Genomic DNA, 15739 nt, shown 5'->3' on the forward strand with positions numbered 1-15739 from the left:
TGCCCGTTGACGTCAACGTCCGGCGACCGGACCGGGTTCCCGTCGGTCAAGCCCCCGCGGCGTGACCCGTGCTACCCGGTCCTCAGCTGTAGACCTTGGGGTCCAGCGTGCCGATGTAGGGCAGGTCTCGGTACCGCTCGGCGTAGTCGAGGCCGTAGCCGACCACGAACTCGTTGGGGATCTCGAAGCCCACGTACTTCACCGGCACCTCGACCTTGACCGCGTCCGGCTTGCGCAGCAGCGTGCAGACCTCCAGCGAGCGGGGGTTGCGCGAGGCCAGGTTCTTGAGCAGCCAGGACAGCGTCAGGCCGGAGTCGATGATGTCCTCGACGATCACCACGTCGCGGCCCGCGATGTCGCGGTCGAGGTCCTTGAGGATGCGCACGACGCCGGAGGAGGAGGTGGCCGAGCCGTAGGAGCTGACCGCCATGAACTCCAGTTGCACCGGCACCGGCAGCGCGCGGGCGAAGTCGGTCATGAACATGACCGCGCCCTTGAGCACCCCGACGAGCACCAGGTCCGCGCCGGTCTCCGGGTAGTCCCGCGCGACCTGCTCGGCCAGTTCGGAGATCTTCTCGCTGATCTGCTGCTCGGTGATGAGCACGGAGGCGATGTCGCCGTCGTACACGGGTGTCCTCTCAGCTCTCCGACCGGTCGCAGGTCAGCCTGCCACGTGCGCGGCGAGCCACCAAACCGCCCGGCACGGCGATGCCGCGCTGGCCGCGCCAGCGGGTGATCAGGGTGTCGACGGCCCGCAGGTGGGCGTCGGTCAGCTCGGGTGCGCCCGCGTCGGTCAGCCAGCGCCGCAGCACCCGCCTGCGCAGCGCGGCGGGAGCACCCGCGAGCCGGTCGACGGCCAGCCCGTCCGCCGACGGGGTGTAGAGGTCGGCGGCCAGCTCGTCGAGGGCGGCCAGGTCGTCCTGGAGCTGGGCGCCGGTCCGGGCGAGCGCACCGGCCACGCCGCCCTGCAGGACCTCCTCCAGCAGCGGCAGCACCTCGTGGCGCAGCCGGACCCTGGTGAACCGCGGGTCGCTGTTGTGCGGGTCCTGCCAGGGGGTGAGGCCCTGCGCGGCGCAGGCCAGCTCGGTCGTGGCGCGGGCGACGCCGAGGAACGGGCGGCCCCAGGAGCCGTCGCGGGCGCGCATCCCGGCGATGGAGCGCGGCCCGGAGCCGCGGCCGAGCCCGAGCAGCACGGTCTCGGCCTGGTCGTCGCGGGTGTGGCCGAGCAGCACGAGGTCGTCCCCGGCGGCCGCGCGCAGCGCCGCGTACCGGGCCCGCCTGGCCGCCGCCTCCACCCCGCCGCGCCCCTCGACGACGACGGGCAGCACGTGCACGGCGTCGAGGCCCAAGTGTTCGAGCTGGTCGGCGGCGCGCGCGGCGACCTCGGCCGAACCCGCCTGCAACCCGTGGTCGACGACCAGTCCCTCGACCCGGGCGGCGACGTGCCGGGTGGCGGCGGCCAGCGCGAGCGAGTCCGCCCCGCCGGACACCGCGACGAACACCCGGTCACCGCACCCGTCGAGCAGCGCCCGCACCGCCACCCGGGTCTCGGCGACCGCCGGGTGCGGACGGCTCACGGGGCGACGCGGCGGACCCAGGCCTGCGGGTCGCTCAGCTCCGCGCGCAGCGGCAGCGTCTCCGGGGAGGTCCAGATGGTGTTGAACGCCCGCATCCCCACGGTCTCGACGACCTCGGTGGTGAACTTCGCGCCGACCGCGTACTGCTTCATCTTCGCGTCGATGCCCAGCAGGCTGCGCAGCACGCGGTCGAGCAGACCGCCGCCCTTGCGCCGGGCGGTGAACCGCTGGCGGATGGTCCCCACGCTGGGCACCACGAGCGGCCCGACGGCGTCCATGACGTGGTCGGCGTGGCCCTCCAGCAGGGTCGACAGCGCGATCAGCCGGTCGAACACCGCGCGCTGGGCGGGCGACTGGAGCAGTTCCAGCACGCCCATCGGCCCGGCGGACGACGTCGGGTCCGGCTTGACCCTGGCGGACTTGAGCAGTTCCGGCAGCCGCGACAGGGCGTTGTCGGCGGAGTCGTCGAGCCCCCCGACGAAGGTGGCGACCTGCTCGGCGAAGTAGTCCCGCAGCCACGGCACGGCGGTGAACTGCAACCGGTGCGTGCACTCGTGCAGGCACACCCACATGTCGAAGTCCTGCGCGTCCACCTCCAGCGACCGCCGCGCGGCGACGATGTTCGGCGCGACCAGCAGCAACCGCCCGGAGTCCCCCGCGAACGGGTCGTACTGCCCCAGCACGCGGCTGCTCAGGTACGCCAGCACCGCCCCGGCCTGCACCCCGGCGGTCCCGGACAGCACACCCGCGACGACCCGGCCCGACCGCGCGGGCAGGGCGCCGTCGGTCAGCGCCGAAATGCTCGCGGCGGCCGCGGCGATCCAACCGTCGCGGTCGACCACGTCGCCGTCGAGCAGCGGCAACCCGTCGCCGAGCCCGGTCAGCGCGCGCACGTGCCCCTCGGCCTCGGCGGTGATCGAGCGCAGCCGGGCCACCGAGGCGTCGGCCTCGCTCCTGGGCACGACCGGCCCGGGACGGGCCAACCTGCGGGCGGTGGAGACCGCCACCGCCCAGTCGATCGGCGAGACCCCGGCTCCGGCCACGTCCGTGCTGGTCGCGTTCACACCCCCGAAGCTACCCGAGCCGAACGGCCCTCACCGACAACCGCAACCGCGCAACGTGGCCGCCACGGCGTCCAGCGCGGGCTGCGCGGCGCCCGGGTCGGAGCCGTTGGACATGAGCGCGAACACCAGCAGCCGACCGTCGGAGTCGAGCACCACCCCGGCGAGGGAGTTGACCCCGGACAGGGTGCCGGTCTTGGCCCGCACCCAGCCCTTGCCCGCGGTCTCCGCGGGCCCCTGGTAGCGCCGCGCGAGGGTCCCGCTGCCCCCGGCGACCGGCAGCCCGCCGAGCAGCGGCCGCAGCTTCGCCGTGCGCGGGTCACCGCTGTCGGGCGAGGCGGCGACCTTGAGCACGTCGGCGAGCAGGGTGGACGTCACCTTGTTCAAAGTGGACATTCCACTGCCGTCGCTGAGCTGCACCGCGGAGGTGTCGAAACCGTTCTGCTTCAACGTGTCGATCACCGCCGCCGTGCCGCCCCTGAACGACACCTCCTTGCCGACCGCGCGGGCGACCTCGCGCAGGAGCGCCTCGGCGAGCACGTTGTCCGAGCGCTGCAGGGCGTTGTCGACCAGCTCCACGATCGGCGCCGAACGGACCTCACCGAGCACCCGCGCCCCCTCCGGGGCCTTCACCACGGCCTTCGCGGGCACGGTCGCCCCGATGCGCTCGGCGAACTCCTCCGCGAGCGTGCGCGCCGGGTTCGCCGACCGCGCGGACACGGCCTTGGTGGGGTCCGCCCGACCGCCGTCGAGCATCGCCGGGACGATCGGCGAGATGTACCCGGCGCCCACGTCACCGGGCAACCACCCCTGCGCGAGCGGGTCACCGGTGTACCGGTCGAGGTCGAGCAGCACGGTGTCGACGGGACCTGTGGCCTTCACCTGGTTGACCAGGTCGCCGAGGTGTGCCGCACCCGGGTACACGGAACTCTCACCGGGCGCCAGGGACGACAGCGTGACGTCCCCACCACCGACGATGACCACCGTGCCGGGCTTGTCGCCCTGCACGACCCGGGTGGTCAACTGCTCGGCGTGCGGGATCGCCAGCAGCGCGGCGGCCGTGGTCAGCACCTTGGTGGTGGAGGCGGGCACGAGCGGGGTGTCGGCGTTCCGGGAGAACAGCACCTCACCGGTGGTCGGGTCGACGACGGTCCCGGTGAGCGTGCCCAGGGCCGGGTTGCCCGCCGGCCCGGCGAGCGCCGCCTGCACCCCGGCCGCCGTGGGCGCCGGGACACCGCCACCGGGGCCCCTGAGGGTCGGGGTGAACTGGACGGCCGCCGCGGGCGGCGCGATGTCCACGGCGGGCGTGCCGCCGCTGATCCCGAGCTTGTCGGCCACCCCGGGGACGAGGTAGACGACCCCGGCGCCGAGCGCCAGCACGACCACCACCGCGACGGCCACGAGCAGGCCGCGCCTGCGCCGGGGCTTGGGCGGGTCCTCGACCCCCGAGCCGGGTCGCGGCGGCACCCGGCGGGGTTCGGCGCGGGTGGCGCCGGACTCGGCGGCTCCGCCGGGCGCGGCGGTTCCGCCGGGCGCGGCAGTTCCGGCGGCCGTGGCGGCGCCGGCAGCCGTGGCGGTTCCGGTGGGCGCGACCGGTTTCGGGTCGGCGGAGAGGGCGGCGAGGCTGATCATCTGCGTGCGCTCCGCGGGCCGGTCCTGGGTACCGGTGCCACCGGGCCGATCATGGGCCCTGATCCGCTCCTGCGTACCGGTGCCGCCCGGCCGGTCCTGCGTACCGGCACCACTCGGCCGCTCCTGGACCCTGGTTCGATCCTGCGTGCCAGCGCCGCCTGATCGGTCCTGGGTCCTGATCCGGTCCTGCGTACCGGTGCCGTCCGGCCGCTCTTGGACCCTGGTCCGGTCCTCTGCGCCGGTTGGCCGGTCCTGAACCCGGGGTTGGTCCTGGGTCCGGGTGGTCGGGTGGTCGGGCGTGCGCCCCTGCTCTTGGGTGCGGCCGGGCGGCTGGTCCTGGGGGAGGCCGGTGGGCTGCGCGGGCCTGCCCGGGGCCTGCGCCCGGCCGAGGGGGGCGAGGCCGGTGACCTGGGTGCGTTCGGCCGGGCTCTCCGGCTGCGGCCGGGGGCCGTCCGGGCGGGTCACCGGGATGCCGGTGAGCTGCGTCCGCTCGGCCGGGCTCTCCTCGGGAGCGCGCGGCCGCCCACCCGGGAGGCCGCCGCGGCCGGGGGCGAGCCCGGCGGGACCGCGCCCGCCGTGCGGCCCGACGGTGCCGGGCACGCGGGACCAGCCGGGGCGGTTCAGCTCAGACGTGCGGTCGCCCTGCGGCGGCGTGGGGCGGGGGTTGGGCGCGGTGCGGTCCGCGTCGGGACGCGGGACGAACCGGGTCGGCGGCTCGGGCCGCTGGTCCGGGGGGACCGGCCGGGTGAACCGGGTGGGCGGCTCGACATCCGGGCGCCGCAGCTCGGCGGTGCCACCGCCCGGCTCCTGCCCGTGGAGCTCCACCGGGTCGGGGAGGTCCGCGTGCTGGTCGTGGTGCTGGTCGTGCTGGTCCTCGTCCCGGCTGGTGTCGTGCGGGTGGGCCGCCGCGTAGCCGCCGTCATCGGGCAACTCGCTGCGGTCGGCATCGTGGCGCACGTCGTGCGGGTGGTCACCCACCGCGTAGCCGCCCTCATCGGACCGCTCGCCCCCATCGGCATCCCGGTGCACCTCGTGCGGGTGGGCCTCCGCCGCGTAGGCGCCGACGTCGGGCAGCTCGCTGCGGTCGGCATCGTGGCGCACGTCGAGCGGGTGGGCCTCCGCCGCGTAGGCGCCGACGTCGGGCAGCTCGCTCTGGTCTGCATCCCGGTGCGCGTCGAGCGGGTGGCCGCCCTCACCGGGCAACTCGCCCCCGCCGGCATCCCGGTGCACGTCGTGGGGGTGGGCCGCCGCGTAGCCACCCTCACCGGACCGCTCGCCCCCATCGGCATCCCGGTGGACCTCGTGCGGGTAGGTCTCCGCCGGGTAGGCGCCGACGTCGGGCAGGTCGGCATCGTGGTGCGCGTCGTGCAGTTGGTCGCTCGCCGCATGACCGGCCTCGTCGGGCAGGTCGCGCTGGTGCGCGTCATGGTCGGGGGCGGCGGTCGTCCGCTCAGCGGGGGTGTGTTCGTCTGCCCGCTGCTCGTCGGCGGCCGGGTGGGTGCCGCGTGGGTGGTCGGCTGTCGGGTGGTGGTGGTCGGGTTCGCCTGCTCGGCGGTCGTCGAGTGGGGGCGCGTCGGGGTCGTGGAGGTAGGCCTCGTGGTCGTCGAGGGCGTTGTCGTCGAGGTCGTCGACCAAGGCGTAGGCGTCCGCGATGTCGTCGGGGCCGACGCGGTGGACGGTGGGCTCGTCGTCGAGGCCATCGACCGGGGTCGTCGTTTCCCAATTGAACGAGAAGGACGGCGGGCGCGGCTCCTCGGCACCGGAACGGACGTCGGGGTGGGGGGCGGCGGGGTGCTCGGTTTCGCCAGGTGTTCCGGTGGCGGGGGCCGGGGCGGTGGTCTGGGCGTCCGATCCGGTCTGGGCGTCAGGTGGGGACTGGGGGGCGGGGCGGTTTTCCGCCGGGGCTTGGAGGTCGGGGTGGGCGTCCTCGGGTGACGAGGGCTGCTCGGCGGTCGGTTCTCCGACCTCGGCGCGGTCTGGCTCGGCGTTCGGTGCGGCCGACTCGTCGGCCGGGTCGGTGTCCTGCGATTGCTCGGCTGCCTCGGCTCGCTCGGCGTTCCGGTCGTGCTCGGGTTCGTCGGCGTGCTCAGCGGGCTCGGTGAACTCGGCGGGCTCAGCGGTTCCGGCGGGTGCAGCGGGCTCGGTGCGCTCTGCGGCGAGGCCGCTCTCACCGCGTTCGATGCGCTCTGCGGCGGTGGGGTCGCCTTCGCCGCGTTCCATCCCGGCGGGATCGCTCCCGCCTCGCTCATCGCCTTCCACCGCAGCGGGATCGTCCTCGCCGCGTTCGACGCGCTCCGCCCCAGCGGGGGCGCTCCCATCCTGTTCAGCGCGCTCCACCGCAGCAGGACCACTCTCACCGCGTTCGGCGCGCTCCACCGCAGCGGGATCACTCTCGCCGGGCTCAGTGCGCTCTGCGGCGGGGTCGCTCTCGCCGCGTTCGGTGCGCTCCGCCCCAGCGGGATCGTGCTCGCCGCGTTCGGTGCGCTCCGCCCCAGCGGGATCGTGCTCGCCGCGTTCGGCGCGCTCCGCCCCAGCGGGATCGCTCTCGCCCTGGTCGGTACCTGTCGCGGCGGAGCTGTCCTCGTCCTGGTCGGCGCGGGATTCCGCGTCTTCGACTGCGGCAGGTTGCTCATCATCGGCCCCCTGTCGGGAGACGGCCGAGGGGGCGTCGTCCGCGTTCGGCTCGGTGGGGGCCTGTTCGGCGGCGGTGGGGGCCGCGGTTTCCGGCTCACCGGACCGCGGTCGCTCCTCGGTGGGTGGCTCGGCCTCGGGCCACGCGGTCCCGGGGGGAGCGCTGTCCCGCTCGGCACCGACCGCGTCGGGCCCGGCGCCGGGAGTGCTCGGGTCAGCAGCCACGTCGGGCCGGGTCTGGTCGGGACCGGGGGTCTCCTGGCCGGTCGGAGCGCCTGCCTGTCCGGTGTCCCCTGCCTGCGCGGGGCGCTCGGCGAACCCGGGCTCGGTGGGCTCTGCGGGGGTCAGTTCGTCGTCGCCCGTGGTGGGCCAGGCGGTCGGTTGTGGGGGGTTGCCCGCAGGTTCACCCGACTGTGCGACGGCTGCCGGGGGTGTCGGACCGGGTGCCGGGACGTGGGGCTCGTCACTCCCGGCGGCGTTCGGGGCGGGCGGCGTGGGCTCGTCCGGCACCGCGGGGGTGGTGTCGTCGTCCAGGGCGGGCCAGGCGGTGTCGTCGGCGCCGGGCCAGGCGGGGGTGTCGTCGGGCACCTCTGGGGGACGTTTCGGCAGGTCATCAGGTTGCCGCCGGTGCGCGTCGGACTGCTGCCCGACGGTGGGGTCCTGCTCGGGCACGCGTGGTCCTCCCCTGGTGTCCTGCGAACGTCACACCGCATCCGTCGGGATCGGTGCCTGCCGCCAGTCCGGTGTGGTCCACACTAGTGATGTAACAAACGCAGCCGAGACGAGCGAGGGACGGCGTGGAGTTCGACGTCACGATCGAGATCCCCAAGGGGGTCCGCAACAAGTACGAGGTGGATCACGAGACGGGGCGGATTCGACTCGACCGCACCCTGTTCACCGCGACGCAGTACCCGGCGGACTACGGCTTCGTCGAGAACACCCTCGGCGAGGACGGTGACCCGCTGGACGCACTCGTGCTGGTCCAGGAGCCGACGTTCCCCGGGTGCCTGATCCGCTCCAGGGCGATCGGCATGTTCCGGATGACCGACGAGAAGGGCGGCGACGACAAGGTCCTCTGCGTCCCGGCCAACGACCCGCGCACCGAGCACCTGCGCGACATCCACCACCTGGCCGAGTACCACCGGCTGGAGATCCAGCACTTCTTCGAGGTCTACAAGGACCTGGAGCCGGGCAAGAGCGTCGAGGGCGCGAGCTGGGTCGGCCGGGCCGAGGCGGAGGCGGAGATCGAGCGCTCGTACAAGCGGCTCAAGGAGTCGGGCCTCACCCTGCACTGAGGACCGGTGGTGACAGGGCCCCGCGCGTCGATGACCGGGGCCCTGCTTCGACCCGCCGCACCACCTGAGCCGTACTACCTGATCAGCCAGCGCAACCAGCCCGCATCGACTTCCGGGCGGTAGCGGTCGGCGAGCGGGCCGGTGCCTTCCTCCAGCAGGTCGGCCGTCTGCTCCAGCAGTTCCGACAACCCGGTGGGCCAGCGGCCCGGTCCGGGTCCTTCGTCGAACTGCTCCCCGAGCGAGCCCGCTCCGCGTTGGTCGAGGTAGAGCAGGCCGCCCCCGCCGTCGACCGCGAACGGCACGAAGCGGCCGTCCCAGCCGGGCTGACCGGGGCCGGAGCACATCCGCCTGGTGTGGCCCGCGATCTCCCCCACCGACATCGGCCGGTAGGCGAGCGGCAGCACGAACCCGCCCGCGCTCGACCCGTCGTGCCTGCGCAGGGTCGCGACCAGGTCGCCGGGCAGTTCCACCCCCACCTCCCGCTGCAACGCGCTCAGCGCGGCGGCGGGCGCGGGGGCGTTCCAGCGGGCCGCGGTGCGCGGCGCGTGCACGGCCAGCCAGGTCTCGATGCGCGTCCACGCGGCGTCGACCCGGCGGGTGAGGATCTTGGTGGGTTCCGGCACGGTCGTGGACCCGCCGCCCAGTCGGCAGCCCGGTGCCGGGGTGATGGCCGGGGCCGGGGCGGTCACCGGCGGGGGTGGCTGCGCGCCGAGGAACCACGCGGCGGTGATGACCAGCCCGCCGACCAGGAAGATCGACAGCACGACGCGCACGTTCCCCCCAGTGGTCCCGGGCGCAACTATCGCAGAGCCGCGCACAGCCGGAGCACAGCCCTTCCCCAGTCGGGTCCCGGGGTCCGCGCGCAGCCTGTGGTCATGCACCTGAACCGGGAAGACACCCAGGCCACCGACCACGACCGCGGCCTCGCGTTCGACATGGCCACCCTCGGCCGCCGCCGGATGCTCGCGCTCCTCGGCGGTGCGGGCCTGGCCGTGCTCACCGGCTGCGCCACCGCGGGCACCGGCGCCCCCGCGACGACCACCCCCACGACCAGCACCGCCGACGTGGCCGAGATCCCCGACGAGACCGCGGGCCCCTACCCCGGGGACGGTACCAACGGCCCGAACGTCCTCACCGAGTCCGGCATCGTCCGCTCCGACATCCGGTCGAGCTTCGGCGGCTCGACCACCACCGCCCAGGGCGTCCCGCTCAAGGTCGAGCTGGCACTCGTCGACAACGGCGAACCGCTCAGCGGTGCCGCGGTCTACCTGTGGCACTGCGACCGCGAGGGCAACTACTCCCTCTATGCGCGGGGGCTCACCGGTGAGAACTACCTGCGCGGTGTGCGGGAGGCGGACGCCAACGGCAGGGTCAGCTTCACCAGCATCTTCCCGGCGGCGTACTCCGGCCGCTGGCCGCACATCCACTTCGAGGTCTACGCGTCCCTCGCCGAGGCCACCGCCGCGGGCGACCCGGTGAAGACCTCGCAACTGGCCCTCCCGGAAGCCGCCTGCACGGCCGTCTACGCCACCGACGGCTACTCGCAGAGCGTCCGCAACCTCAGCCGGTCCTCCCTGGAGAGGGACAACGTGTTCAGCGACGGCTGGGACGCCCAGCTCGCGGAGGTCACCGGCGACACCGGCTCCGGCTACACCGCCACCCTCACCGTCGGCCTCTGAATCGGGAAGAGCCCCGCACCTCGGGAGGTGCGGGGCCCTTTCGCGTGCCGGGTCAGTGCATGGCCACCGGGACCGGCGCGGCCGCGTCGGCTTCCGCGTCGGCGGCGCGCTCGATGCCGGACTTCATCGACAGCGGCACCTCCTTGAGGAACCAGATCAGCGCGAACGCGACCAGGACGGTGAAGCCGCCGACCAGGAACACCGTGTCCAGCGAGCTGGCGAACCCGGTCAGGATCGGTCGGGCCAGCGCCGGGTCCAGCGTGGTGAGGAACTCGGTGTTGTTCAGGTCGACCCCGGTCGCGGGGGAGAAGCCGGGGTTCTGCGCGGCCGCGGCCAGGAACGCCGGGTCGGTGCGGGCCGAGGCGAACGCGTCGGTGATGCGGTCGCCGACGACGCTGAACAGGATGGACAGGAACACCGCCGTGCCGACGGTGCCGCCGATGGACCGGAAGAAGGTCGCCGACGAGGTGGCGACGCCCATGTCCTTGGGCGGCGCGTCGTTCTGGACGACCAGCACCAGCGTCTGCATGTTCAGGCCCAGCCCGGCACCGGCGCCGACCATGATCAGCATGATCAGCCACAGCGGGGTGTCCACGCCGATGGTGGCGAAGGCGAACATGGACGCGGTGAGCACGCCGAGGCCGATGATCGGGAACTTCTTGTAGCGCCCGGTCTTGGTGATGATCGCGCCGGAGCCCATGGCGGCGACCAGGATGCCGAAGGTCATCGGCAGCGTCATCAGCCCGGAGGCGGTGGGCGTGGCGCCCTTGACGATCTGCAGGTACAGCGGCAGCGACATCATCATGCCGAACATGCCGACGCCCATGATGAAGTTGACGGCGTTGGTGAGGCTGAACATCGGGCGGCGGAAAAGCCGCAGCGGCAGCAGGGCCGCGTCACCCATCCGCTTCTCCACCGCGACGAACGCGGCCAAGCCCAGCACGCCGACGCCGTACATCAGGAACGCCCGGCCGGAGGCCCAGCCCCACTCCCGGCCCTGCTCGGCGATGATCAGCAGGGGCACCAGGCCGACGGTCAGGGTGACCGCGCCCCAGTAGTCCACCCGCTGCGGGACGCGCTTGTGCGGGACGTTGAGGTAGCGGGCGACCACGACCAGGGCGACCAGCGCGATCGGGATGTTGATCAAGAACACCCAGCGCCAGCCCTCGAACCCGCCGAAGCTGTCCAGGCCCGCGAAGAACCCGCCGACGACCGGACCGGCCACACTGGACAGTCCCCAGACGCCCATGAAGTAGCCCTGGTACTTGCTGCGCTCGCGCGGGGAGACCAGGTCGGCGATGATCGCCAGCGCCAGCGACATCAGGCCACCGGCGCCGAGGCCCTGCACCGCGCGGAACGCGGCCAGCTCGTACATCGAGTTCGCGATGCCGGAGAGCACCGAGCCGAGCAGGAAGACGCTGATCGCGGTGAGGTACATCGGCTTGCGGCCGTAGATGTCGGACAGCTTGCCGTAGAGCGGGGTGGAGATGGTGGCGGTGATCAGGTAGGCGGTGGTGGCCCAGGCCTGGATGGTCTGGCCGTGGAGCTGGTCGGCGATCGTCTTCATCGCCGAGGACATGATGGTCTGGTCGAGCGCGGCCAGCAGCATACCGAGCAGCAGTCCGGAAAGGACGGTCATGATCTGCCGGTGGCTCAGTTGCCCGGGAGCGGCATCCGAAACCGTGGTGGACATCAGGTTTCCCCTTCGGAACGCGCCGGTGCGGCGCATTCGGTGATCAAGGTAGGCAGGTGGGTCTGGTGGTCGACCAGGAACCGCTCGAACAGCTCGACGAACCGGTCGAGGTCGTCGGGTTCCCAGTGCGCGACCATGCGGGCGATGGACAGCGCGTAGCGGGCGCGCTGTTCCTCGAGCAGCCGCACCCCGCGGTCGGTGACGGCCAGCAGGCTGGCCCGCCCGTCCTCGGGATCGGCGCGGCGCTCGACGAGCCCGTCCTTGACCAGCGCCGCCACCTGGCGGCTGACCGTGGACGGGTCGGAGTGGACCGCCTCGGCGAGCGCCCGCGAACGGCTCGGACCGAGGTGGAGAAGGCTTTTCAGCAGGACGATGGCCGAGCGGTCCATCCCGGTCTTGCTCATCCGGGCGGCGAAGCTCGCCTGCTGCTTGCCGAAGCCGAACAGCGCGTTGGCCAGCCGGGTGCCCCGCTCCACGTTCGGCGGGGTGGGTTCGGCGGCCACCGCGTCCGGCTTCGGCGCGACCATGGTGAACCCCCAGTTGCTTGCAACACCCAATTAGTTGGTGGATACAAGCATGCACCGGGACGCCACCGCGGGGCAACTCGGTTTCCTGTGACCCCGCTCGCAGCCCCGGCGCCGGGCGGCGCCGGGGCGAAGCGGACTATTCGTGCAGGTCAGGCCCAACCGGGCATCGGGTACCCGGCCAGCAGCTCGCGCACCTCGGCGGCCACCGCGGCCACCGCGGCGGCGTCGTCCTCGGCCCCCGCGCGCACCGCGCGATCCATCCACTCGGCCACCTGGGGCATCTGGTCGACGCCCAGGCCGCGCGTGGTGATGGCGGCGGTGCCCAGCCGGATGCCGGACGGGTCGAACGGCTTGCGCGGGTCGAACGGGACGGTGTTGTAGTTCAGCTCGATCCCGGCCGCGTCCAGCGCCTTCGCCGCGGGCTTGCCCGCCACCCCCTTGGCGGTGAGGTCGACCAGGATCAGGTGGTTGTCGGTGCCCCCGGAAACCAGGTCGAAACCGCGCTCGACCAGCGCCTCGGCCAGCGCCTTGGCGTTGGCGACGATGGCGTGGGCGTAGTCGCGGAACTCCGGCCGCGCCGCTTCACCCAGGGCGACGGCGATCGCGGCGGTGGTGTGGTTGTGCGGCCCGCCCTGCAACCCGGGGAAGACGGCCTTGTCCAGCGGCTTGGCGAACTCCGCGTCGGACATCAGCATCGCCCCGCGCGGCCCGCGCAGGGTCTTGTGCGTGGTGGTGGAGATGATCCGCGCGTGCCCCACCGGCGAGGGGTGCGCGCCCCCGGCGACCAGCCCGGCGATGTGGGCGATGTCGGCCACCAGGACCGCGTCGACCTCGCGGGCGATCTCGGCGAACCCGGCGAAGTCGATCGCGCGCGGGATCGCCGTGCCACCGCAGAAGATCAGCTTGGGCCGCTCCCGCAGCGCCACCTCGCGCACCTCGTCGAGGTCGACCCGCCCGGTGTCGCGGCGCACGCCGTAGCGCACCGCGTTGAACCACTTACCGGTCGCCGAGACCGACCAGCCGTGGGTGAGGTGCCCGCCCGCGGGCAGCGCCATGCCCATCACGGTGTCGCCGGGCTCGGCCAGCGCGAGGTAGATGGCGAGGTTCGCGGGCGAACCGGAGTAGGGCTGCACGTTGGCGTGGTCGACGCCGAACAGGGCCTTCGCCCGGTCGACCGCCAGCGTCTCGATCGGGTCGACGAACTGCTGGCCCTCGTAGTAGCGCTTGCCCGCGTACCCCTCGGAGTACTTGTTGGTCAGGACGGTGCCGGTCGCCTCCAGCACCGCCTGGGAGACGTAGTTCTCGGAGGCGATGAGCCGGATCTTCTCGAACTGGCGCTGGGCCTCGCCCTGCACGAGGGCGGCCACATCGGGGTCGGCTGCGGTGAGGGCGGGGACGTCGGGCTGGTGCACGGGCGGGCCTTTCTGCGCGCGGCTGGTCGTCGCGCGGAACACCCAGGCGTTCGGTGTCGTCCTCCGCCCAGGACCGCTCCCCGGTGGTCGATTCCACCCGCTGCACGCCAGTCACGGCCCTGGGTTCCCACGATAGCACCTGGCGCAGCTATGTTACCGGCGAGTAATGTTCGGGGCATGAGCACCGAGTACGCGTGGGTCGCCGACGCGATGAAGCAGTCCGTCCCCTGGGTCAGCACCGCGGGCGTCGAGTTCACCGAGGTCGCCGCCGACCGCGTCGTCTGCACCCTCCCCGACGTCGAGTCGCAGCGAAACCACGTCGGCGGACCGCACGCCGCGGTCATGTTCGGCCTCGCCGAGACGGCCTCCGGCGCGGTCGGCCTGGCCACCTTCAACCAGGTCATGTCCCGCGCGACCCCGCTGGTGGTGAAGTCGGAGATCCAGTACAAGAAGCTGGCCCTCGGCGCACTCACCGCCGAGGCCGTGCTGACCCGCCCGGCCGCCGAGGTCGTCGCGGAACTGGAGGCGGGCACCCGCCCCGAGTTCACCGTCGCCTGCACCATCACCAACGCCGAGGGCGTCACCACGGCGCTGATGGACGTCGTCTGGACGTTGAAGCCGAACAAGCGGTAGGCGCTACGACGGCGAGCTGGGGCGTGGCAGGCGCAGGGCCACGTCCAGCTCGGCGTGCGCCTCGGGGTGCTCGGCCCACCAGCGGGCGTAGGTCGGGTTGCGGTCCACGATCGACCGGTACGCGTGCGCCACGCAGGAGAACACCTCCTGCCGCCGCGCGCCCAGCGGGCCGTCCAACCTGATCACCAGCACCACCGACTGCGTGAGCACCGATCCGCTCAGCGGCCGGATCACGAACCCCGGCCCGCCCAGCGACGCCGGCTGCGCCAGGCACACCGCGCCCGCCGCGGCCAGCGCCATCGCCGTGCGGCCCTCGGTGACGTGGTGGGTGATCCGCGGGGTGAACCCGACCGCCTCGCACGCGGCCCGGAAGCGCAGCCGCATGCAGTCCTGGTCCGGGGGCGGCACCACCCAGTCCAGGCCCGCCAGGTCGGCGAGGTCGACCTCGTCGCGCGAGGCCAGCGGGCTGTCGGAGCTGAGGGCGACGAACTGCGGCTCCTCGACGATCGTGCGCACCTCGACGTCGCGCAGCGCGCGGTTGTCCATGCCCTCGAACCGCTCGAACACCGCCAGGTCCGCCTGCTTCGACGAGATCAGGTCCAGCAGCGCGGGCCCGGAGGAGTCGATCTCCGTGCGGAGCTGCGAGCAGCGGACCCACGCGCGCAGCTCCGCGATCAGCGCGCTGGCGAACAGCATCGGCGTGGCGGCGACCACCAGCGGCGCCTCGGCCGGGTCCGACCGGTGCGACCGCGCCGAGGCCAGCAGCACCGCCATGTCCTCCAGCACCACCCGCGCCGAGCGGACCACACCGCGGCCCAGCTCGGTCGGCACCGAGCCGTGCGCGGAGCGGATGAACAGCTCGCCGTCGAGCAGCCGCTCGATGGAGCGCAGCTGCGCGGTCAGCGCGGGTTGGGTGACGCCGAGGCGGATGGCCGCCTTCGACACGCTGCCCTCCTCGGCGATGGCGCAGATCGCCCGCAGGTGCCGCAGCTCCAGTTCCGCCATAGCACCCGTTGATACCCCTGACCACCGGCACCGCGCCAGGGGCACCGCCGACCTCACACGGGTTCGGCGCCCTCGGCGTGCCTGCGGGCCAGGTCGCGGTAGATGTCGGCGTTGTGGTCGACGAACAGCTTCGGCACCCCGTCCAGCGGCACCATCCGCTTGGCGGGCACGCCCATGGCGACCACCTCGGGCGGCACCTGGGTACCCGGCCCGACCATCGCTCCCGCCGCGACCAGGGCCCGCGCGCCGATGACCGCGCCGTCCTGCACGGTGGCGCCGTTGCCGATGAGGGCCTGCTCGCCGATGGTGCAGTCGTGCACCACGCACAGGTGGCCGATGGTGGCGTTGCGGCCCACCTCGCAGCCGTCGGTGTTGGTGTGGATCACGGAGTTGTCCTGCACGTTGGCGCCCTCGCGCAGCACGACCGGCCCGAGGTCGGCGCGGATGACCGCGCCGTACCAGACCGAGGCGCCCGCCTCGACGGTCACGTCCCCGACCAGCGTCGCGGTGGGGGCGATCCACGCGGTCGGGTGCACGCGCGGGCTCTTGCCTTCGAACGAGAACATCGGCATGGGGGTCACAGTAATGTCGGCG

General features: G+C 73.4%; 13 protein-coding genes and 1 riboswitch. Of the genes, 3 read left to right on the forward strand and 10 right to left on the reverse strand.

The window, feature by feature from the left end; translation table 11 throughout:
- Positions 1-82: 82 nt before the first annotated feature.
- The 4 genes from hpt to dacB are packed head-to-tail and all read right to left on the reverse strand — an operon-like array spanning position 83 to position 7573.
- The gene (gene hpt / locus DFQ13_RS06870) at positions 83-628 is read right to left on the reverse strand and encodes a hypoxanthine phosphoribosyltransferase (protein ID WP_110079203.1); all 546 of its coding nucleotides are present in this window, start codon (positions 626-628) and stop codon (positions 83-85) included.
- 10 nt (positions 629-638) lie between these two features.
- Positions 639-1577 (reverse strand): tRNA lysidine(34) synthetase TilS, encoded by a 939-nt coding sequence (tilS, locus tag DFQ13_RS06875; protein ID WP_110079204.1) that lies wholly within the window; start codon positions 1575-1577, stop codon positions 639-641.
- Positions 1574-2641, reverse strand: coding sequence for a zinc-dependent metalloprotease (locus DFQ13_RS06880; RefSeq protein WP_110079205.1), 1068 nt, complete (start codon positions 2639-2641; stop codon positions 1574-1576). The genes tilS and DFQ13_RS06880 overlap by 4 nt, the downstream gene beginning before the upstream one ends.
- Before the next feature lie 30 nt (positions 2642-2671).
- The gene (dacB, locus tag DFQ13_RS35525) at positions 2672-7573 is read right to left on the reverse strand and encodes a D-alanyl-D-alanine carboxypeptidase/D-alanyl-D-alanine endopeptidase (protein WP_181399868.1); all 4902 of its coding nucleotides are present in this window, start codon (positions 7571-7573) and stop codon (positions 2672-2674) included.
- Positions 7574-7698: 125 nt separating this feature from the next.
- Between dacB and DFQ13_RS06900 the strand changes: the two genes are divergently transcribed.
- Positions 7699-8196 carry an inorganic diphosphatase gene (locus DFQ13_RS06900; protein ID WP_035287313.1) on the forward strand — a complete coding sequence of 166 codons (498 nt, stop codon included), beginning with the start codon at positions 7699-7701 and terminating at the stop codon, positions 8194-8196.
- A 74-nt stretch (positions 8197-8270) separates the two neighbouring features.
- Here the strand turns inward: DFQ13_RS06900 and DFQ13_RS06905 are convergent, their stop codons facing one another.
- Positions 8271-8969 carry an SMI1/KNR4 family protein gene (locus DFQ13_RS06905; protein WP_110079209.1) on the reverse strand — a complete coding sequence of 233 codons (699 nt, stop codon included), beginning with the start codon at positions 8967-8969 and terminating at the stop codon, positions 8271-8273.
- A gap of 102 nt (positions 8970-9071) precedes the next feature.
- Between DFQ13_RS06905 and DFQ13_RS06910 the strand changes: the two genes are divergently transcribed.
- The gene (locus DFQ13_RS06910) at positions 9072-9875 is read left to right on the forward strand and encodes an intradiol ring-cleavage dioxygenase (protein ID WP_110079332.1); all 804 of its coding nucleotides are present in this window, start codon (positions 9072-9074) and stop codon (positions 9873-9875) included.
- Positions 9876-9927: 52 nt separating this feature from the next.
- On the opposite strand, the gene DFQ13_RS06915 is transcribed toward DFQ13_RS06910, so the two are convergent.
- The 3 genes from DFQ13_RS06915 to glyA all read right to left on the reverse strand — a co-directional run bounded on the left by DFQ13_RS06915 (position 9928) and on the right by glyA (position 13507).
- Entirely contained in the window at positions 9928-11568 is a 1641-nt protein-coding gene (locus DFQ13_RS06915; protein ID WP_110079210.1) for an MDR family MFS transporter, read from the reverse strand.
- Positions 11568-12095, reverse strand: coding sequence for a MarR family winged helix-turn-helix transcriptional regulator (locus DFQ13_RS06920; protein ID WP_110079211.1), 528 nt, complete (start codon positions 12093-12095; stop codon positions 11568-11570). Before DFQ13_RS06920 ends, DFQ13_RS06915 begins: the two co-directional genes overlap by 1 nt.
- A gap of 149 nt (positions 12096-12244) precedes the next feature.
- Positions 12245-13507, reverse strand: a complete 1263-nt coding sequence (gene glyA / locus DFQ13_RS06925) for a serine hydroxymethyltransferase (protein ID WP_110079333.1) — start codon at positions 13505-13507, stop codon at positions 12245-12247.
- Positions 13508-13540: 33 nt separating this feature from the next.
- A riboswitch (ZMP/ZTP riboswitch) is annotated at positions 13541-13632 on the reverse strand.
- A gap of 52 nt (positions 13633-13684) precedes the next feature.
- On the opposite strand from glyA, the gene DFQ13_RS06930 reads away from it, so the two are divergent.
- On the forward strand, positions 13685-14140 hold the full coding sequence (locus DFQ13_RS06930; protein WP_110079212.1) for a DUF4442 domain-containing protein: 456 nt from the start codon (positions 13685-13687) through the stop codon (positions 14138-14140).
- 3 nt (positions 14141-14143) lie between these two features.
- Here the strand turns inward: DFQ13_RS06930 and DFQ13_RS06935 are convergent, their stop codons facing one another.
- Entirely contained in the window at positions 14144-15145 is a 1002-nt protein-coding gene (locus DFQ13_RS06935; RefSeq protein ID WP_110079213.1) for a LysR family transcriptional regulator, read from the reverse strand.
- Between the two features lie 53 nt (positions 15146-15198).
- Positions 15199-15717, reverse strand: coding sequence for a gamma carbonic anhydrase family protein (locus tag DFQ13_RS06940; protein ID WP_110079334.1), 519 nt, complete (start codon positions 15715-15717; stop codon positions 15199-15201).
- Positions 15718-15739: the final 22 nt, after the last annotated feature.

This window comes from Actinokineospora spheciospongiae (assembly GCF_003182415.1).
Lineage (GTDB): Bacteria > Actinomycetota > Actinomycetes > Mycobacteriales > Pseudonocardiaceae > Actinokineospora > Actinokineospora spheciospongiae.